Genomic DNA, 18,939 nt, shown 5'->3' with positions numbered 1-18,939 from the left:
AGATCAGGGAAGAGGTTTTGCTGTTGTAGCTTCTGAGGTTAGAAACTTAGCGCAAAACTCTCAATCATCAGCTAAAGACATAACATTACTTATAGAAAATATTTATGAAAAAATTAATAAATCTGCTGAAACTGCCAGAGAATCACAATCTATATTTAATGATATACAATCTAAAATAGATGGTACAGCAAAGATAATGCAGGAGATAAGCACAACAGCAGTAGAACAGCAAACAGGTGTGGATCAGGTAAATATAGCTGTATCTAAAATAGACGGTATAACTCAGCAAAATGCTGCTTTAGTTGATGAAACTACAAACTACGCTAGAGAATTATTAGAACAATCAGAAAACTTAAAAAGCATAATGACTTTCTTCAAAATGGATTAATATCTTATCAGCTATGAAATTTTATTTACAAAAAAATCTTTACTTTTTGTACAATTTAAATTATCATAGCTGATAATTTTATTTTAGGATTATCTATGAATAACTATATAAAAATTGTGATAACCTTTATCGCATTCTTATTATTATCTTGTTTGTTAAATGCCAAGAAAAATATACAAATGCAATAATGCCGCCGCTTCCAAATGCATTTGATATGTTTATAGGAAGAGAAGGAAATAATGAACTTCCTCAATATATAAAACCAGATTATTTCAGAGATGATTATAAAAGAAGACTTCCAAATCCTAATGATACAAATTTAAATTTCTTTCAAAAATATCCTATAGAGTTTCATCTCACTACTACTTTTTCTTATGCCGCTCATACTAACACTTTTAATTTAAGGGATACTTTTGCAACTATTGGTCAAACTTTCCATAATAACTATATACAATTTACAGGATTTATAACTGCATACGGATATTTTGACACTCATAATCCAGATATTAATTATGGATACATAAAAGGAAATGCAGGACTTTATGACGGAGGTGTGCAGGCTATATTTGTTGATAGAATATTAATTTCTGCTAGAGGCAGAGCAACATTCGATATTAACACTACTACTTTTATGCTTATGCCTCATTATTATGATACCACATTAAATCCTGCAAATATTGATACACCAGATTATTATATACCTCAAGTATTAAATGGACCTGGAATAAGAGTGGGATTCATCGGAAATCATTATGAGATAGCATATTCTCAGGGAGATTTCAGACATAGCATACCTAAGGCTTTTTTATTAAGATTTAATATACCTAATATTGAATTTAGATTCTTATATGAACATGAAAACAGAATGGAGCCTCAGAGTTATCATATAAGTTTATTTGAATCGTTGGTTCAGGCATCTGCAACATTTAGATTCCCTCTTATGAATGAAACTATGTGGCTTAATGCTATTGCTGAATATACTTGGAGAGAGAATGATGCTCATTATGTACGCTTGGAACAGGGATTTGAATGGCATATGTTAAACATTGCTTTAAGAGAAATGGTTCATATAAAAGATAAAGATGCTAAAATATATTTAGAATATGCTATATTTGGTAAATTCAAAGCAGGTCCTAGCGAATTTAATGTAGGTTTCCAAGGTTCTACAGACGGAAGATACTATATTGCTGGAAATGTTAAATTTTAATAACTTGTAGTATTTTATTTATAATATATAATTTACTCTAATAATTTAAGGAGGGTTATGATGAGAAAAATAATATATACAATATTAACCTTATCTGTACTATCAGTATATGCTTACTGCGGTTCTGTAGCTTTAAGTGAAGTACCTGATGCTGCTATAGCATTTGCCGACAAATATTTTGCCGATTATTATTTATACAGAGCAACTGAAATGGGAGGTTCTTACACTTTAATATTCAAAGGCGGCCTTAAAATATATGTCAATTATAATGGTGAATGGAAAAGTATAAGCGGAGGCGGAGAAGAAATTTCTATAGACTATATAGAAGATAATATTAAAAATGCTATTAAAAAAGAATTTCCTGATGAAAAAATTATAAGTATAAAGAAAAATAGAAAAGATTATAGTATAGAGTTCAAAAGCAGAAGAAAAATAGTTGTAGATTTTGAAGGCAATATCACTAAAAAAGGAAGAGGTTAATTTTAAAAACCTATAAAATAAAAGTACAGGCATAAATATTATGTTTGTACTTTTTTATTTTAACTACTATTAAATTTTATATTACAAATAAAAAGCAGATTTAATAATTTAAGATTTTGATAACTAAACAATGAAAAAATTGGAGATAATGGGGCTCGAACCCACGACCCTCACAATGCCATTGTGATGCTCTCCCAAACTGAGCTATATCCCCTTTTTATTAAGATTTAAATATCTTAAATTAATTTTAATTAAAAGTCAATCTATTTGTTTTCTTTATTAATTATAAGTTTTAACATTTGCATACCAAATAATTTAAAATATTTTATGGCTTAAAGTGCATTAACTTGTTTTTTAAGGAGTGATTTTAGTTGCGGTGGCTTTGCCCCCACACCCCAACTTCTTTTATTGGTATAAAAGAAGCAAAAGAACTGCAATTACTGAATATCATCTTATATATTGTTGATGATTTATATATTTGGTTTATAATTGAATTATAATTTTTAAGAGTTTTTTATGACTAATTTAAATGTTAATAATTTAAAAAAATTTAAAAAACAGCCTACTAAATATAATACAGAAAAAGAATTAATTGATTGGCTTAAATGGGATTTATTCCAACAAATAGAAGAAATTAATAAAACATCAGAAGAACAATTCAATAAAATAAAAGATAATTTAATAAACATAGAAAAAATACAAAATATATTAGTACTTAATATAGGTAAAAAAGAATTATCTAATAATAATTCTTTAGAAAGTATCATAATTAATTTTGAGTTTAATATTTCTAGTATATTTTATGAATTGCTTAATCAATATAATAATATCATAGAAATAAAAATAAACTGCACAAACTTATTGTTTAATCACGATGCGTTTTTTTCTATATGTATATTTAAACAGGATGTGGATTTTTATCTATGTAAATTTAATCATAATATATATTTTTTGGGAACTACTTTCGAAAAATTAGTTAATTTTAAATCATCTATTTTTTATGAAAAAATTAATTTTTCAGAATTGAGCTTTAATTATGCAACTTTTGAATTTACTACTTTTTATAAAGAAATTAGTTTTTCAGAATTGACTTTTAATAATATATATTTAAAAAATATAAAGTATTTACTTACTAAATTATATTTTAATGATATAAAATTTAAAGATTTAAACTCAAAACTGTATATAGATTTATCAAATAAAAATATAAATAATATAAATATAAAAAACACTATAATAAATGGAGAAATAGAATTAAGAAATATTGAAGCAGAAGAAGTAGATTTTAAAGGTTCTATTATTAATGGAGGCTTAATCAATCCTGTTAATTTCAAAGTGCATAAATTCGCTAACCGTGAAAGTGCTTTATTTCTTAAACAGCAAGCCTATGCCGCAAATAATGCTATTGACGCTTTACAATATAAGGCTAAAGAAATTGAATGTCATAAATATGATTTAATGAAATCAGCAAAAGACATTATACAAAATAAAGAATATTCGTTTAGTAAAAAAATAAAAGAATTATATAAAATTGTTGGAGATATAGCCTCAATATATTTAAGTTCTTTATACAGCAACAATGGGCAGAATTGGGTTAAGGCCTTATTTATGACTATATCAATAACTATTATTTGTTTTATTGTTTTTTATATTCCTGATTTGACTGATTCTAATATAATACGCCTATACTATAGAAATCTATTTCCAGAATTAATAAAATATTTCATACCTACTGACTACAGCCTTATAATAAAATATGCTGCTTCTAAACTGAATTTATTTTTAAAAATATTCGGAGTTTTAGTTTATTTTTTAGGCAAGATTTTATTTTGGTACGGCTCGGTGCAGACTGTTCAGGCTTTTAGGAAATTTGCTAAAGGGGCTTGATAAATCAAATTGATTTTTTTAATTTTTCGTATTCATCTATAGTGATATTTATGTCTTTGAAAATTTTTCTGATTAAACCTCTTGTTAAATCTTCATTATGAACAGGTATAACAGTAGTAAGACCAATATCATTAATAAAAAATTTATGACTTCCTTTTTGCCTTAATTCTTTGAAACCTAATAGCATAAGAATTTTTATCATAGTTTTTGAATCACATATAGACAATTTGCTCATATGCTAACTTCTACCTTGTCAGCCTTTATAAGTTTATTATATTTATAATTATCTTTCAAATAGTTATGTTCTTCTTCAACTTCAAGACAAAGCTCTATAACTTCTTTTATTCTTATGTATAGCTCATCTATTGATTTTGCCTGAGTATAGCAGCTTTTTAATGCAGGCACTGTTGCTATATACATTCCGTCTTCATCTTGCTCTATAATAATGTTAAAATCATATTTAGACATATAAAATCCTATTTATAAGATTTTTTTATTATATAGTTTTTTGATGATTATGCAATTATACTCATTAATTTTTACTTCTTCTTAGGCAAATACTTATAAAATATCATCAGCAGACTATTCAAGCTTTTAGAAAATTTGAAAAGTGGCTTGAGATTATTTATTAATTAAATATTTTGAAAGTATTTTCTTATCTATTTATGACTTACCTATATAAATATATAAAAATGCAGCCTTTCGCGAAAGCGTATCCGAGCTTGTCGAGGATATTTGTTCTCGCCGTAGGCGGGATTCGCCTGTGTCAATACCACAGGCACTTCCTTAGGTCGCAAAAGAAGTGGGGTTACCCTACGGGTACGCTCCCGCGGGGGCAAAGCCAAGCAAATATTTAAAATTTAAAAAATTTATTTTTGTTTTTATATCTGGGGCTTTGCCCCAGACCCCAGTTCTTTTATTGGTATAAGGCGAAGCCCGCCTGCGGCGAGAACCAAAAAAACTGCATTTTTAATCTAAATCTAGGTTATACCCTACATTTAATACATATATTTTTAATATAAGTTTTAGTAATTGCGTTTTCGCGAAGCGTGCCTGTGGCAGCAACTTTTTTGTGCGGCAAAAAAGTTGATAATAATTATATAATGTGTAGTAGTCGGCAAAATGAAATCGTTTCAGTATATACTAATTTACTTTTTTGTTTTTAATGTTATTATAACTGCTTCCAAAATTTTATTATATTTAAAGCACTTGATATATAGTTTTTATAAAGTATAATTCTAAAATGATAATAGACATTCTTACACTTTTTCCAAAATTTTATGAAAGCACAACTTCTTTCGGTGTTATATCAATGGCTCTCAATGAAAAAAAAATAGATTTAAATATTGAAGATATGAGAGTATACGGAGAAGGCAATTATAAAAAATGTGATGATTATCCTTACGGAGGAGGACCCGGAATGATTATGACTTATAATATTTTTAAAAAATATTTTGACAGTCATAAAAAAGGATATACAATTATTTTCTCTCCTTCAGGAAAAACTCTCACTCAGCAAAAAATAAAAGAGCTTGCAGATAAAGAACATATAACAATGATACTTGGACATTATGAGGGAATAGATTACAGAGTTGAAGAGAAATATGCAGATGAAGCTTTGAGTATAGGCGATTATGTATTAAGCGGCGGAGAGATACCTGCTCTTCTATTGTTAGATGCCATTGCAAGATATAAGGGAGTTATGAATAATGAAGAGTCTGTAATAAGCGATACATTTGAAGAGAACAGTAACGGACTTTTGGAATATGAACAGTATACAAGACCGCATGAAATAGATAATATGAAAGTACCTGAAATACTTCTTTCTGGAAATCATAAAAATATTAATGAGTATAGAAGAAAAAGAAGCATTATAAAAACTTTTGAAAATAGAGCAGATTTATTTTCAAAAATTAACCTTAATAAAAAAGATATAGAAACCATTTTTGAATATTTGAAAGAAAATAATAAATAATCGGAGTATTTAATAAATGCAGATAAGAAAGACTACAGTTAATGATATTGATAAAATTTTGGAAATATTTGATTATGCAAGAAAGTTTATGGCAGAAAATAATAATCCTAATCAATGGGTTGATGGATATCCTGGAAAGAGTGATGTTGAATTGGATATAAAAAATAACAGCAGTTATGTATGCTTAGATGATAATAATGATATAGTTGGTACTTTTTCTTTTGCTATAGGAGAAGATGAAAATTATGATAAAATATATGACGGTAATTGGCTTAATGATAAAGAATACGGCACCATACATAGAATAGCCGTACTTGGCGGAAGAAAAGGTGTTGCTTCATTTTGCCTTAATTATTGTTTAGGTATATGCAGCAATATTAAAATAGATACTTATAAAGATAATATACCTATGCTTAACTTTCTTAAAAAAGAAGGTTTCAAACAATGCGGAACAATAATTTTGAAAATGAATGGCGGAAAAAGAATAGCATTTCAAAAAACTATTTAATAATTATGGAATTTAATAACTCCATTTTCTACCATAAACCCATAAACAGAATCATCAAACATATGTATTCCTCTTAATTTAGTAAATCCGTCTGTACCTAAATATTCTTTAGAATGATTTTGGGATAGGAAAGGATTAGTTTTTATAAAGAAATACATTCCATTGTCCATACCTGTATATGTAACTCTGCCTGTACTAGATATGCCAACAGCCAAAGAATTATCACGGCATGGTATTTTATAAGATTCTTTTAATTTAAAATCATCTAGTTTTGAAGTATATATAATATCTTCCTGATGCTTTCCTTCAACTATATTCATAGTAAGTATAGCCAGCACTTCTTTTTCAGGTACATAAACACAATCTACTATTTCTCTGTATGACATTTTAGCAGCATCCATATATTCAACTTCTTTAAGAGAGTATCTGTTTTCCATTTTACCGCTGTTCATATCATATATATCAAGCAAAGGTATTCTGTCTTTATCTCTTTTCAGTATAGCAAATTTATGATTAGTCAATGTCAATAATTTTACTAATGACTCATACTCATTATCTATAATAGTGTCTATACTATAAAGTGTATTTCCTTCTGGAGATATTTTATTCAAAGACACCAAACCTACTTTAGTATAATTAGTATTTGTAACTTTAACCGTATACGTTTCTATCTGAGGAGCATCATCCCCTTCAGTAGAAGGACTTTCAGAAGGTAAAGACATCATTACATTACTAACTACAACATCGCCTATGTATCTTAAATTATATCCGGTTATATATATATTAGCATTTGAATCTATAAGAGATATCTTTGAAGTTTCAAGATTTTTATATTCTAATGGAAAATATCTTACATTACTTCCTGAAGCTATTACCATTCTAGAATTATATAAATCTAATGCATAAACGGTATCATTCTTTACTCTATAAAATTCTCCGAAATAATACTCATTATCAACTTTATATATTTTAGGACTGTCTAAATCCACAAATTCATTGCTGTAAATGCCTATATCTTCACCTAAAGAAAGCTCTGTAACGACCTTAGCTGGTACTATTAAAGGCTTAGGCAAACATGAAATTAAAAATAACAGTATAAATAATAATATAAATATTTTTTTCTTCATAATACTCTTCAAAATCTTAACAATTAAATACTCTATAATGATTATAATGCATCAATTAATTCTTTCAAACTTAAAGTAGAAGTTCCCCTCTTACCAACTACAACACCTGCAGCAGCATTAGCAATTTCAGAAGATTCTTTAAATGATAAACCAACAGATAAACACATAGCAAGAACTGATATAACAGTATCACCAGCACCAGAAACATCGAATACGCTTTTGGCCTTTGTAGGTATTATATAAGGAGTATTTTTATCCTTATGTTTTATATCTTTATCAAATAAAGCCATTCCATTAGCACCTAAAGTTATCATTAATTTTGATAAACTTAATTTCTTTATAATATTTTCACCTAAAATCTTTATAGCCTTTGCATCAAATTCATAAAAAGGAGATTTACTTTCAGCCCCCTCTACAGCCTCTTTCAAATTAGGAGTCATAAGAGTAGCTTTTTTATAAAATGAAAAATGCTTTATAGCAGGATCAACTAATACAGGCTTATTTTTTTTATTGCATATATCTATTATCTTTTTTGATAACTGCTTTGTTATTATACCTTTTGCATAATCGCTTATTATAACAACATTATAATTATCAATACTATTAATAAATGCTTTTTCTATATTTTTTACAATATTAGAAGAAAAAGGACTGGTATTCTCTTCATCTATTCTTACTATTTGCTGAGTGCCTGCTACTATTCTTGTTTTTGTTATAGTTGATCTTGTATCATCTACTATAATTCCTTTAACAGATATATTAGAATAATTCATACTATCCATTATAATATCTGCCGATTTATCTTTTCCTATGACACCTATCATAAATATATTGTCATTATTATTATTGCCAAGTAAAGCTGATATATTTCTTGCCACATTTCCAGCCCCGCCTAAATAATTTTCCTCATGATTTACATGAAGTACAGGTACAGGAGCTTCAGGAGATATTCTTATAACATCTCCGTAGGTGAATCTATCAAGCATCAAATCCCCTATAACAAGTACTTTAGCATCTATTATTTTTTGGGCTTTATCTTTTAAGTCCATATAATTTTTTATTCCTATAAATTTATAATTTTTAAAATTATAACATAAATTATAAAAAAAAGTAAATATAAAATAGCTCAAATTACATACTATTAGAATATTAAAAACAGCTTGTAATTTTTACGAATATAAATTATTATTATTTTTCATAAAACTTCAAATATAAAAACCATTTATAATAAATAAAAAATTAATTTAAGAGACGAAATAAAATATGATAAAATTAAATAAAGTAGCAGAAGAAATTAAACAAAAAAAAATATATTTTTTAATAGCATTATTAATTTTTATAGTAGATACAGTATCTAAATATTTTATAGATAAATACTTGCAGGAAACTATTATTAAAAGAGTAATAGGAGATATATTAATATTCATATATACAAGGAATTACGGTGTATCTTTTGGTTTTCTAAATAATGTACCTGAAACAATTCAGCATATAATACCTGAATTATTGAAAGTTATAGTATTCATAGCTATGATTGTAATTTTCTTTATAATGCTTTCTATCAATGTTAAAAAACAAAGATTATCTATGATAGGTTTTACTATGGTTCTTGGAGGAGCTATGGGAAATTTGGTTGATAGAATTATGAGAGGATATGTTACTGATTTTATAAGTATGGGATTCAATGAAACTATAAGATTTCCATATAATTATAATATTGCTGATGCTTCTATTACAATAGGCATATGTATTATAGCTATAGGAGTTTTCTTTTTCAAAGAAGATTTTGATAAAAAGAAAAATATAGAATCTGATAACAGCAACACTGAAAATAATTAATTATGAGCAAAGAAGAAATAGAATTAGAAAATAACAGCATTGATACAGAAGAAATAGAAGATGATGAAATTGATGCAGAAAATTCTAATAATAAAAAATCATTCATTATAACAAAAGATGATATAGGAAAAAGATTAGATACATTTGTAAGCGAAAAATTAAATATCACTAGAAGCCAAGTAAAAAATTATTTAACTTATATAATTGTTAATGGCATAGAAAAAAAATTATCATATTCTCTTAAATTAAATGATAATATAATAATCAATTTAGATAATATTTTTAAAGATAAACCAGATACAGCAAATCCAATACCTGAAAACATTGATTTAGATATACTTTACGAAGATAAATATTTACTTGTAATAAATAAGCCTGCCGGTATGAGTGTGCATTGTTCTCCTTCTGAAATGAGCGGTACTTTAGTTAATGCTCTTCTATACAAAATAAAAGATTTTGATTTTGTTGGAAATAAAGAGAGAGCTGGAATTATACATAGATTAGACAAAGATACTTCAGGACTGATGATCATTGGAAAAAATGCTAATATAGTATCGAGCATTCAGGAACAATTTAAAAATAGAACTATAAAAAAGATTTATCATGCAATTGTTATAGGAGTACTAAAAGATAATTATTTGGAGATAAATCTGCCGATAGGAAGGCATCAGGTATATAGAAAAAAAATGACTGTTAGAGATGACGGTAAAGAAGCTCTCACTCATATAAAAGTTTTAAAAAGGTTTAATTCTCATACACTAATAGAAATTAATCTTAAAACAGGAAGAACTCATCAAATAAGAGTGCATTCATCATATAAAGGTTTTCCTGTAGCTGGTGATAAAATATATTCTAAGAGTTTCAATAAATATTCAGGCCTTATGTTAGTTGCCAAAAAAATAGAGTTTATGCATCCTATAACTAAAGAATCATTAGACTTTGAAATAGACTATCCTGATTATTTTACAAATTTCCTGTACTCCGATAATATATAAAAATATATGAATGTCATTTTTTGTCATAATTCTATATTAATATATTGTTATGAGGAAGATAATGACGGATAATGATTTTCATAAATTAATTAAATGGGCTGAAAATAATCAGGCATATAATATTTCAAGTATGACTAAAAAACAAATAATTTCAGCAAAAGAATTGAATTTGAGTACCTTAGATATTAATAGAATACCTATAGAGATTTTTAAACTTACAAATATAGAAAAACTTTATTTATCTTTCAACTACATAGAAAAAATACCAAAACAAATAAAAAACTTAAAAAAATTGAAAGTACTTGATATATCTGCTAATAATATAAAAGTTATTCCTAAAGAAATATTTGATTTAGAAATGCTTGAGTATTTGAATATATCTAATAATTATATTGATAAAATTGATAATGATATAGAAAGCTTATAAACCTAAAAGAACTAGACATAAGCAGCTGCAATATATCTTATCTTCCTGACGGTATATTCAAATTATATAATATTGAATTTCTTGATGTATCCTCCAATAAAATAAAAAAGATAGATAGCAAAATAAAAAATTTAGAAAATCTAGAAGAACTCATTATTGATTCAAATAAATTAAAAAGCATACCTAAAGAGATAAATAATTTAAAAAAATTAAAGATATTGTAAATCTTTTAAATCCCGCCATTTAGATTTAAAATCTATTTTTGAATTAAAAATTTTATTTGTTTTTAAATATAATTTAGAAAAAGCATACACGCCCAAAATTTAATTAGATTTTTAATCTGCTTCACGCACGGTGAGTCGGATTTTTTTATATAGTTAACATGTTATTATTAATCAGCATATACTTATAGCTTAGCTCTGCGTGCGGTATATAAACAACAAATTTAAAAAACTCTTGGGTGGGCAGCAAAAATAACTGATAAAAACTAAAAAGAAAAATAATTCAAAAATGACAGAATAAATTAAAAAGCTTAGAGGGTGGGCAAATGTAATTAAATTTTAAAACTTAATTTACATACCCCGCCCTTTTATATTTAAAGCCATATCTGCATTAAAAATTTTATTTGTTTTGAAATATAACTTAGAAAAAGCATCCCCGCCCTAGCGTTTATTAGATTTAAAATCTGCTTTCCTAGTACTTTTTTTATTAATTGATTTATTATTTTTTTTGCCTGTTAATTTTTTATCTTTTCTATTTTCAGAAAATTCAGACTTACTATTTTTCTTCTGCATTTTTCCTTTAAATGTAGAAGACTTTTTTGTAATTAATCTTTTTTTCTTAGGCTTAGCTTTGGCCCATTTGGATCTATCATGTACTTTTTTATTTTCTTCTTTATCATTATTACTGCTATTTAAAATACCATCTTCATAATTTTCATCTTCTATATCATCAGGAATATTTTCAAATATACTTTCAATATCTTTCAATTTTTTATCTTTTTGCTTGAAAAAGAAATCTATCTCTTTTTTAGTTAAATCTCTTATATGACCAGCCTCTAAAGTTCCTGAAACTTCATCATATTTGCTTACACAGCCTACGGAAATTCTCTCCAAATCTATAACTTTGTAACCAAGATGATCAAAGATTTTTCTTATCTCTCTGTTTTTTCCTTCATTTATAGTCAAGCGTATTTTGCTTTGTATTCTGCCCTTTGATAAGATTTTAAATTTAAAAGGCGAATATGAAACATTTTTAATTGTAATACCTTTGCTTGCATTTAAAAGAGCTTCAGAATCTATCTTGCCATTAACAGTAACATCATAAACTTTTAAAATTTCGTATGAAGGGTGAGTAATGATATTAGCAAACTCTCCGTCATTTGTTATTATCATTATACCTCTTGATTCTGAGTCAAGCCTTCCTGCATAAAAAAGTCTTTCTTTGATGCCCTTAAAAAATTCTGTTATTATTCTTCTTCCAGGTAAATATTTCGTAGTGCTTACAACCCCAATAGGTTTATATAATGCCATATACCTTTTAGTCTGTCTTTTTATTAATTCTCTATCAATAGAAACAGAATCGTCTTCTTTAACTCTATAAGCAGGATCGAGTATAACCTGATTATTCACCCTTACCCTTCCTGACATTATAGCCTTCTCGCAGTTTCTCCTGCTTGCAAAACCGGATTCTAATATAACTTTTACAAGCCTAACAGCTTCTTCATTTTGTTGCTTTTTCATATTTATTAATAGCCTTTTGAATTTTATAAGTTTTATACTATACTGAAAAAATCTAAGTTTGTCAACCGCGAGCTGTTACCGTAGGTATGCTTCGCAGGCACCTTCGTTTCAACTTATCAAATGCCAGCTATACGTGCGGCTGATTACTTGTTATTATACAATATATACTGAAAATTTTTAAGTTTGTAAAAATTAGTTTTTATATTGCTATTATTTTCAGGGGTCACCCCCCGAACTCCAGTTCTTTTGCGACCGCAGGGAGTGCCTGTGGTATTGACACATATGAAGTACGCCTACGGCGAGAACCAAAAAGACTGCATTTTTAGTCATAATATAGTTTTTATCTTATATTTTAAAGAAAACTTAATAATATTTTATTCTATTAATAAATAAAATTACATTCATCAAAAATCAAAAATTGACAAAATGTAATTGTTTAGGTATATAGTGAAAAATTTTTAACTTTATCAAATTTTTTATTGTTCTTTTTCCCGCCGCAAAAAGAACCAAAAAGTGCAAGGATAGAATTAGTAGTAAATCATACTAAAATCATATTACATGTAAGATAATTTATTAATTTAATCTAAAATATAGCCCTTAGCCTGCCAAAAGCACTCTTTACGAAAACGCAATTGCTAGACTTTATATTTGAAAAATACTTATTAAATATAGGATATAACCTAAATGTAGACTAAAAATTATCGTATTACACTATATTCAATACAATTTTTTAAATATTAAACTGTAGTATGTATATTATTGTACTATTGTTCATATAATTATTTAGATATATACAAAAACTATAATTCTATAAAAAATTATAAAGAACTTTCATCTACCTCTGTAGCCTGCAATTTGCTCTTTAATTTATCTATCATGTTTCCTTCAACTGCCTTCTGAAATTGTATAGCCACATCTTTATTTTTAGTGAAATGGGGTATAGCTTTTGCTACCAAATCATTTATACGTTTATCTGTTTGAGTCATATCATATATATGATCAGGTAATGCCACTATTAAAACAGCACCTTTACTTTCTATAGGGTTTCCTTGAGATAATAAAGAATATATAGTAGGGCTTTCTGACTCTATAAATGAAAGTATTTTATTATAGAATATTCTTCTCTTATCGTTTGGATTCAAAGGAACATCATATTGAGGTTTAGGCTGATTTACTGCTGAAGAATTATTAACAGCAGAATTATTGCTGCTGCTTACACTTTCAAATCCATAATCTTCATTAACAGAAATGGTCTGCATATTTGAAGATATTATATCTACAGGACGAATCAAATTGTCAGTATTAAGAAGCAATAGCATACGCATTTCAAATATAGTTCTAGTATTAGAAGCACTTCTTATACGCTCTTCAGTTGATAATATATAATCAAGTATTCTCTCTATCTCATCATCGCTGTAATGATTAGCAAAAACTTTTAAATCATCTCTCTCGTTTTCAGTTATCTCTAATAACTTTATATCATCAATACCGCTTTTTATCATAAGCACAACACGTATATACTCGATTATACTGTTTATGAATGTTCTAGGATCTACAGACTCCTCAAATAATTTCTTCACAAATTCAAAATATTTTCTTTTGTCGCCTGAAATCATGATATCAAAAAACTCTTTGACAAAAGAAAAATTATTTCCGCCTACAACAGCATTAACATCTGCACTAGTTATATACTTTTTATCTGTAGTGTAAGCTATCATTTTTTCAAGTATAGTTTCACTATCGCGTACAGAACCTCTGGCCTGCTTAGCTATTAAGAAAATTGCTTCTTCATCATATTTAATATTTTCTTTATCAAGTATGCCTTTTAATATCTTCTCTAAATCATCTATACCAAGAGATTTAAAAGTATATTGCTGACATCGGCTCCTTATAGTAGGAAGTACCCTTTCAGCTTCAGTAGTAGCAAGTATAAAAACAACATGAGCAGGAGGCTCTTCCAATGTTTTAAGCAAAGCATTAAAAGCCTCATTAGTTATCTGATGCACTTCGTCTATGATATATACTTTATATTTTCCAGCCACCGGGGATATTCTTACATTTTCAATAATTGTTCTTATATTTTCTATACCTCTGTTGCTTGCACCGTCAATTTCTATAACATCAAGAGGAGTACCGTTTTCTATTTGAGTACATGAAGGACAAACTCCGCAAGGCTTATCAGTAGGGCCATTAACACAGTTTAAGGCTTTAGCTATAATTCTAGCAAGAGATGTTTTACCAACTCCATGAGCTCCTGAAAAAAGATATGCATGAGCTATTTTTTTCTGAGCTATACTTTTTGATATTGTTTTAGTGATATGTTCCTGCCCTATAACTTCTTCAAAAGTTTGAGGACGATATTTTCTTGCTATTACCTTATAGTTTTCTGCCATATTTTAATATTCCAATATATTATTTTTTTATTGTTTTGATTTAAGCTATTTTAACAGACTATATTTATTTGTCAATTTAAGTATTTATTAAAAAATTTCTTAAAGAACCATTATTCACGCTCTTTTATTATCACTTCTATGGTGTCTCCTGCATGCTTATTTATAGCTTTCCTTATATCTTTTCTTATACCTATTATATGACAAGGAGTTTGCATCTTCACAAGTATTCCTTTATATTCAAATCCGTCAAAAAATGCAGTTACTTTAACACGACCTTTTCCAAATTCTTTTTTTACATCATAAGGAAACTCTATATAAGCCGCATCCATATCAGGTACTTTCTTTATTACTGCATTAAATTTATATTCTTTATTGTTTATCATAAAATAATTATTTATGTTCAAGCCATTTACATTCAGTTATTTCCATATCTGAAAATACTGCTTTGAAAGATGAGTTTTCAGGACTGCAGGCATATATTCCAAATGGTATTTCATCATCAGCTTTGAATAAATGAAATATTCTCATTTGCTTGAAATTTATTCCGTCTTCGCTGTACTCAATTAAAAAATCGCTTTCTCTTCTGCTTAATCTGTAATGCATCTCTTTTATAGAAGCCGATATATCCTGAGTAGCCCAATCAGAATAACCGTTATTTGTAACCACACTTCCTAAACGCTGATAATCTTCATTTTCGTATTCTATAGAAGCCTTAAACCAATTTTCACTGTCTATATAAATGGCAACTCCGCATTGATCGAAACGATGCTTGCTTTCAAATACAGTTTTCACTATAAATGAAAAATATTTTTCTTTAGTTCTTGTTTGAAGTATTGGAGCATTATCATTTCTAAAACCATAATATGTTCTCTGCCATAAATCAGTATTAGGTTCTGTATATATTTCTATCTTTTTATCATATATTAATATATTTTTTGGCTTTCTAATCCAATATAGCTCTTCTTCTAAAAAATATTTATTCATAAAAAACTCTTTAAATAAAAATAATTTTAACAAAGTTATTCTATTTGTCAATTTTGATTATAAAAAAGGTTAGGCATAATAACCTAACCTTCTTATTAATAAATTATATATTCATTAGAATCCGCCTAATGTGATGCTTAATATTAAAATCAAAATAGATACTCCAACAAATACATATTTAGACATAAAATCAAACCATTTAGGTAAATGTTTATTCATTCCTTTTTCTGCATTTTCTCTGAAAGTTTTCATTCCTATAACCCAGAAAATCATTACAGCCGAAAGCATAGCTCCTGTAGGAACAATATACATAGAAACAAAATCCATCCATGATCCTACTCTATCAGCTCTTTCTATAAAAATACCTATAGCTATCATGATTATTCCAATAGTAATAACAGAAACCTTTCTTGATAATTTCAATCTATTTTCTAAAGCCTCAATAGGACATTCCATCAAATTTATCAATGATGAAATAGCTGCAAATAATATTGATATATTAAATAGTATAGAGAAAAAATAACCGAAAGGCATTTTCTGAAATACTAAAGGTATAGATATAAATATTAAAGGAGGTCCTGCATTAGGATTTATTCCAAATGCAAATACAGCAGGTATAACCACAAAAGCACATAATAAAGCACCTAAAGAACTAAAAACAGCTGTTTGAATTGCCGATTTTGGTATATTTACGTCATCTTTTAAATATGATCCGTATACTACCATTCCGCTTCCGGCTAAAGATATAGAAAAAAATGCCTGACCAAGTGCCATAGCCCAAGCCTTAGGATTATATAAAATCTTCCAATTAGGAAATAATAAATAATATATACCTTCTTTTATATTGGGTAAAGTTAATACTCTCACTAATAATACAATAAACAATATATAGAATAAAGGTATTAATAACATATTAGCTAGTTCTATTCCCTTACTTACTCCGCCTATTAATATGAGAACGCAAATAACTATTCCTGTAATATGCCAAGGCACGCTTCCAAAATCAGTTATAATAGATACAAAATATAAGCCAATATCTGAAGATGAAAATAAACTGCCGTCTATAGCACCTACAGTATATCTTAATATCCAGCCTACGACTACAGAATATCCTATAGCTATACCAAGAGCCCCAATCATGGGAATGATGCCTATAATAGCTCCGAAATTTTTATTTCTAGTTTTTAAAGCATTTTCAAAAGAACCTATTGGGCCTGTTTTATTCATTCTGCCCAATGTAAATTCGCCTATTAAACCTATTACACCTAAAGCAATAACGAAGAAAAAGTATAATATAAGAAATATTGCCCCGCCGAATTGACCTACTCTCCAAGGAAACATCCAAACATTCCCTATTCCAACTGCTGATCCTACACAAGCTATGATAAAACCTATAGAACTGCTAAAATTGCCTCTCTCTTTATTCATATCTATACACTTATTCTACTATTAAGATAATGGCTCTAATTTGGATGTAAAATGTCTTAATATAGGAGGCTCCCAAGTTATTCTATATCCTCTTATAGAAGAAGCCCTATCTTTTATTGATATTAAAGCCTCAGCAATAATATCCATATGTGCCTGTGTATAAACTCTTCTAGGTATAGCTAATCTTGTCAATTCCAATTCAGATTCTATTTGCTTTCCTGTTTTAGGATCATTTCCTATCATATAAGAACCTATATCGCAGCCTCTTATTCCTGCTTCTCTGTATAATTCTATAGCCAAAGCCTGTCCAGGAAACTCATAATAAGGAATATGAGGAAGAAGTTTTTTAGCATCTACAAATAAAGCATGTCCTCCTACAGGATATTGAAAAGGTACTTTAGCTTCTCTTAATATATCACCTAAATATTCAATCTGTCCTATTCTATAATGCAAATAATCAACATCCAATCCTTCATCTAAACCTATAGCAAGACCTTCTAAATCTCTTCCGGATAATCCGCCGTATGAAACAAATCCCTCATTAGGAATAGTAGATATTTTAATTTTTTCATATAAAGCTTCATTCTCTTTTATACCTATTAATCCGCCCATATTAACTATAGCATCTTTTTTAGCACTCATAGTAAATCCGTCAGCATATTGGAAAGTTTCTTTTACTATTTCTCTTATAGTTTTATTTTCGTAGCCTTTTTCTCTTTTCTTAACAAAATAAGAGTTTTCAGCATATCTGGCAGCATCTATAATAAGAGGTATATTATATTTTTTGGCTATTTCAGAAGTTTCTTTGATATTTTGTATAGATACAGGCTGACCTCCTGCAGTATTATTTGTAATTGTCATTATAATAATACCAACATTCTCTGGCTTATACTCTTTTATTAATTTCTCAAGTCTCTCTACATCCATATTACCTTTGAAATCAAAATAATTCTCTGTATCCAATGCCTCTTTACAAACACAGTCTACAACTATACCGCCGGCTAATTCAACATGTCCTCTTGTTGTATCAAAGTGCATATTTGAAATAGAATACTGACCTTTTTTAATTATATTAGGAAGTAATACTTTTTCAGCTGCTCTTCCTTGGTGAACAGGCTGAAAATATTTGTATCCGAATATAGATTTAGCAACATCCATAAGATGAAAATAACTTCTGCTTCCAGAATATGATTCATCACCCATCATAATTCCAGACCATTGCTTATCGCTCATAGCACCTGTACCTGAATCAGTTAATAAATCAATATAAACATCTTCAGCTTTCAAAGCAAATACATTATAATTCGCTTCTTTTATTTTTTCTTCTCTTTCTTCTCTAGAGATCATTCTTATAGGTTCTACCATTTTAATTCTAAATGGCTCTGCAATGTATTTTTTCATGTGATTACTCCTATTATTTTAAATAAAAAGATAAATAATTTATAAAATTAATATATCTTATAATAATAAAAACTATATAAATAATATATAATAAAAAATAGATATTATAATTATATATAATTTTTTATTTTTATTAAAAATAAAAAATCCGTAAGAGT

The 18,939-nt window shown here is 27.7% G+C and carries 20 protein-coding genes and 1 tRNA gene; 10 read left to right on the top strand and 11 right to left on the bottom strand.

The window, feature by feature from the left end:
- The 3 genes from BRSU_RS13730 to BRSU_RS13720 form a co-directional block, all read left to right on the top strand.
- On the top strand, positions 1–388 hold a 388-nt coding region (locus BRSU_RS13730; RefSeq protein ID WP_048596141.1), incomplete at its 5' end, for a methyl-accepting chemotaxis protein.
- A gap of 187 nt (positions 389–575) precedes the next feature.
- Positions 576–1,595 carry a hypothetical protein gene (locus BRSU_RS13725; RefSeq protein ID WP_245158121.1) on the top strand — a complete coding sequence of 340 codons (1,020 nt, stop codon included), beginning with the start codon at positions 576–578 and terminating at the stop codon, positions 1,593–1,595.
- A gap of 60 nt (positions 1,596–1,655) precedes the next feature.
- The gene (locus tag BRSU_RS13720; protein WP_048596140.1) at positions 1,656–2,075 is read left to right on the top strand and encodes a PepSY-like domain-containing protein; all 420 of its coding nucleotides are present in this window, start codon (positions 1,656–1,658) and stop codon (positions 2,073–2,075) included.
- Positions 2,076–2,215: 140 nt separating this feature from the next.
- Here BRSU_RS13720 and BRSU_RS13715 read toward each other — a convergent pair.
- A tRNA-Ala gene (locus BRSU_RS13715) sits at positions 2,216–2,289 on the bottom strand.
- Positions 2,290–2,591: 302 nt separating this feature from the next.
- Here BRSU_RS13715 and BRSU_RS13710 point away from each other — a divergent pair.
- Positions 2,592–3,962 (top strand): pentapeptide repeat-containing protein, encoded by a 1,371-nt coding sequence (locus BRSU_RS13710; protein ID WP_048596139.1) that lies wholly within the window; start codon positions 2,592–2,594, stop codon positions 3,960–3,962.
- Positions 3,963–3,966: 4 nt separating this feature from the next.
- Here the strand turns inward: BRSU_RS13710 and BRSU_RS13705 are convergent, their stop codons facing one another.
- Positions 3,967–4,197 (bottom strand): type II toxin-antitoxin system HicA family toxin, encoded by a 231-nt coding sequence (locus BRSU_RS13705; RefSeq protein WP_048596138.1) that lies wholly within the window; start codon positions 4,195–4,197, stop codon positions 3,967–3,969.
- Positions 4,194–4,430, bottom strand: a complete 237-nt coding sequence (locus tag BRSU_RS13700; RefSeq protein WP_012672053.1) for a type II toxin-antitoxin system HicB family antitoxin — start codon at positions 4,428–4,430, stop codon at positions 4,194–4,196. Before BRSU_RS13700 ends, BRSU_RS13705 begins: the two co-directional genes overlap by 4 nt.
- A gap of 775 nt (positions 4,431–5,205) precedes the next feature.
- Between BRSU_RS13700 and trmD the strand changes: the two genes are divergently transcribed.
- Both trmD and BRSU_RS13690 read left to right on the top strand, forming a co-directional pair.
- Positions 5,206–5,937, top strand: a complete 732-nt coding sequence (gene trmD / locus BRSU_RS13695) for a tRNA (guanosine(37)-N1)-methyltransferase TrmD (RefSeq protein WP_048596137.1) — start codon at positions 5,206–5,208, stop codon at positions 5,935–5,937.
- 16 nt (positions 5,938–5,953) lie between these two features.
- Positions 5,954–6,445 carry a GNAT family N-acetyltransferase gene (locus BRSU_RS13690; protein ID WP_048596136.1) on the top strand — a complete coding sequence of 164 codons (492 nt, stop codon included), beginning with the start codon at positions 5,954–5,956 and terminating at the stop codon, positions 6,443–6,445.
- Here BRSU_RS13690 and BRSU_RS13685 read toward each other — a convergent pair.
- Both BRSU_RS13685 and rfaE1 read right to left on the bottom strand, forming a co-directional pair.
- Positions 6,442–7,572, bottom strand: coding sequence for a hypothetical protein (locus tag BRSU_RS13685; protein WP_048596135.1), 1,131 nt, complete (start codon positions 7,570–7,572; stop codon positions 6,442–6,444). The genes BRSU_RS13690 and BRSU_RS13685 overlap by 4 nt on opposite strands.
- 41 nt (positions 7,573–7,613) lie before the next feature.
- Positions 7,614–8,621: a D-glycero-beta-D-manno-heptose-7-phosphate kinase gene (gene rfaE1, locus BRSU_RS13680; protein WP_048596134.1), complete on the bottom strand. Its 1,008-nt coding sequence runs from the start codon at positions 8,619–8,621 to the stop codon at positions 7,614–7,616.
- 214 nt (positions 8,622–8,835) lie between these two features.
- Here rfaE1 and lspA point away from each other — a divergent pair, with 214 nt between their 5' ends.
- The 4 genes from lspA to BRSU_RS14940 all read left to right on the top strand — a co-directional run bounded on the left by lspA (position 8,836) and on the right by BRSU_RS14940 (position 11,057).
- A complete protein-coding gene (gene lspA, locus BRSU_RS13675; protein ID WP_048596133.1) occupies positions 8,836–9,411 on the top strand; it encodes a signal peptidase II in 576 nt (191 codons plus the stop codon).
- A gap of 2 nt (positions 9,412–9,413) precedes the next feature.
- Complete coding sequence (locus BRSU_RS13670; protein ID WP_245158120.1) at positions 9,414–10,406, top strand: RluA family pseudouridine synthase; 993 nt, start codon at positions 9,414–9,416, stop codon at positions 10,404–10,406.
- Positions 10,407–10,467: 61 nt separating this feature from the next.
- The gene (locus BRSU_RS14945; protein ID WP_245158119.1) at positions 10,468–10,833 is read left to right on the top strand and encodes a leucine-rich repeat domain-containing protein; all 366 of its coding nucleotides are present in this window, start codon (positions 10,468–10,470) and stop codon (positions 10,831–10,833) included.
- The gene (locus BRSU_RS14940) at positions 10,830–11,057 is read left to right on the top strand and encodes a leucine-rich repeat domain-containing protein (RefSeq protein WP_342446853.1); all 228 of its coding nucleotides are present in this window, start codon (positions 10,830–10,832) and stop codon (positions 11,055–11,057) included. The genes BRSU_RS14945 and BRSU_RS14940 overlap by 4 nt, the downstream gene beginning before the upstream one ends.
- 438 nt (positions 11,058–11,495) lie before the next feature.
- Here BRSU_RS14940 and BRSU_RS13660 read toward each other — a convergent pair whose 3' ends face one another.
- From BRSU_RS13660 to BRSU_RS13635, 6 genes are all read right to left on the bottom strand, one after another.
- Positions 11,496–12,575: a pseudouridine synthase gene (locus BRSU_RS13660; protein ID WP_048596132.1), complete on the bottom strand. Its 1,080-nt coding sequence runs from the start codon at positions 12,573–12,575 to the stop codon at positions 11,496–11,498.
- A gap of 818 nt (positions 12,576–13,393) precedes the next feature.
- Positions 13,394–14,968 (bottom strand): DNA polymerase III subunit gamma/tau, encoded by a 1,575-nt coding sequence (gene dnaX, locus BRSU_RS13655; RefSeq protein ID WP_048596131.1) that lies wholly within the window; start codon positions 14,966–14,968, stop codon positions 13,394–13,396.
- 110 nt (positions 14,969–15,078) lie between these two features.
- On the bottom strand, positions 15,079–15,351 hold the full coding sequence (locus BRSU_RS13650; RefSeq protein ID WP_048596160.1) for a DUF1905 domain-containing protein: 273 nt from the start codon (positions 15,349–15,351) through the stop codon (positions 15,079–15,081).
- Between the two features lie 7 nt (positions 15,352–15,358).
- Positions 15,359–15,952, bottom strand: a complete 594-nt coding sequence (locus BRSU_RS13645) for a DUF1349 domain-containing protein (protein WP_048596130.1) — start codon at positions 15,950–15,952, stop codon at positions 15,359–15,361.
- 114 nt (positions 15,953–16,066) lie between these two features.
- Positions 16,067–17,380 (bottom strand): sodium-dependent transporter, encoded by a 1,314-nt coding sequence (locus BRSU_RS13640; protein WP_048596129.1) that lies wholly within the window; start codon positions 17,378–17,380, stop codon positions 16,067–16,069.
- A gap of 21 nt (positions 17,381–17,401) precedes the next feature.
- Positions 17,402–18,781 carry a tryptophanase gene (locus tag BRSU_RS13635; RefSeq protein ID WP_048596128.1) on the bottom strand — a complete coding sequence of 460 codons (1,380 nt, stop codon included), beginning with the start codon at positions 18,779–18,781 and terminating at the stop codon, positions 17,402–17,404.
- Positions 18,782–18,939 lie beyond the last annotated feature (158 nt).

Source organism: Brachyspira suanatina (assembly GCF_001049755.1).
GTDB classification, from domain to species: Bacteria; Spirochaetota; Brachyspiria; order Brachyspirales; family Brachyspiraceae; genus Brachyspira; species Brachyspira suanatina.
Note: the sequence above shows the minus strand (reverse complement) of the source record. Positions and strands in the feature narration are given on the sequence as shown.

What these genes read in the sequence shown, in the direction of transcription:
- BRSU_RS13690 (WP_048596136.1), top strand. Translation starts at nt 5,954, where the DNA reads ATGCAGATAAGAAAGACTACAGTTAATGATATTGATAAAATTTTGGAA.
- BRSU_RS13650 (WP_048596160.1), bottom strand. Translation starts at nt 15,351, where the DNA reads ATGATAAACAATAAAGAATATAAATTTAATGCAGTAATAAAGAAAGTA.
- rfaE1 (WP_048596134.1), bottom strand. Translation starts at nt 8,621, where the DNA reads ATGGACTTAAAAGATAAAGCCCAAAAAATAATAGATGCTAAAGTACTT.
- trmD (WP_048596137.1), top strand. Translation starts at nt 5,206, where the DNA reads ATGATAATAGACATTCTTACACTTTTTCCAAAATTTTATGAAAGCACA.
- BRSU_RS14945 (WP_245158119.1), top strand. Translation starts at nt 10,468, where the DNA reads ATGACGGATAATGATTTTCATAAATTAATTAAATGGGCTGAAAATAAT.
- BRSU_RS13635 (WP_048596128.1), bottom strand. Translation starts at nt 18,781, where the DNA reads ATGAAAAAATACATTGCAGAGCCATTTAGAATTAAAATGGTAGAACCT.
- BRSU_RS13685 (WP_048596135.1), bottom strand. Translation starts at nt 7,572, where the DNA reads ATGAAGAAAAAAATATTTATATTATTATTTATACTGTTATTTTTAATT.
- BRSU_RS13720 (WP_048596140.1), top strand. Translation starts at nt 1,656, where the DNA reads ATGAGAAAAATAATATATACAATATTAACCTTATCTGTACTATCAGTA.
- BRSU_RS13670 (WP_245158120.1), top strand. Translation starts at nt 9,414, where the DNA reads ATGAGCAAAGAAGAAATAGAATTAGAAAATAACAGCATTGATACAGAA.
- BRSU_RS13645 (WP_048596130.1), bottom strand. Translation starts at nt 15,952, where the DNA reads ATGAATAAATATTTTTTAGAAGAAGAGCTATATTGGATTAGAAAGCCA.
- BRSU_RS13660 (WP_048596132.1), bottom strand. Translation starts at nt 12,575, where the DNA reads ATGAAAAAGCAACAAAATGAAGAAGCTGTTAGGCTTGTAAAAGTTATA.
- BRSU_RS13700 (WP_012672053.1), bottom strand. Translation starts at nt 4,430, where the DNA reads ATGTCTAAATATGATTTTAACATTATTATAGAGCAAGATGAAGACGGA.
- lspA (WP_048596133.1), top strand. Translation starts at nt 8,836, where the DNA reads ATGATAAAATTAAATAAAGTAGCAGAAGAAATTAAACAAAAAAAAATA.
- BRSU_RS13705 (WP_048596138.1), bottom strand. Translation starts at nt 4,197, where the DNA reads ATGAGCAAATTGTCTATATGTGATTCAAAAACTATGATAAAAATTCTT.
- BRSU_RS13725 (WP_245158121.1), top strand. Translation starts at nt 576, where the DNA reads ATGCCGCCGCTTCCAAATGCATTTGATATGTTTATAGGAAGAGAAGGA.
- dnaX (WP_048596131.1), bottom strand. Translation starts at nt 14,968, where the DNA reads ATGGCAGAAAACTATAAGGTAATAGCAAGAAAATATCGTCCTCAAACT.
- BRSU_RS13640 (WP_048596129.1), bottom strand. Translation starts at nt 17,380, where the DNA reads ATGAATAAAGAGAGAGGCAATTTTAGCAGTTCTATAGGTTTTATCATA.
- BRSU_RS13710 (WP_048596139.1), top strand. Translation starts at nt 2,592, where the DNA reads ATGACTAATTTAAATGTTAATAATTTAAAAAAATTTAAAAAACAGCCT.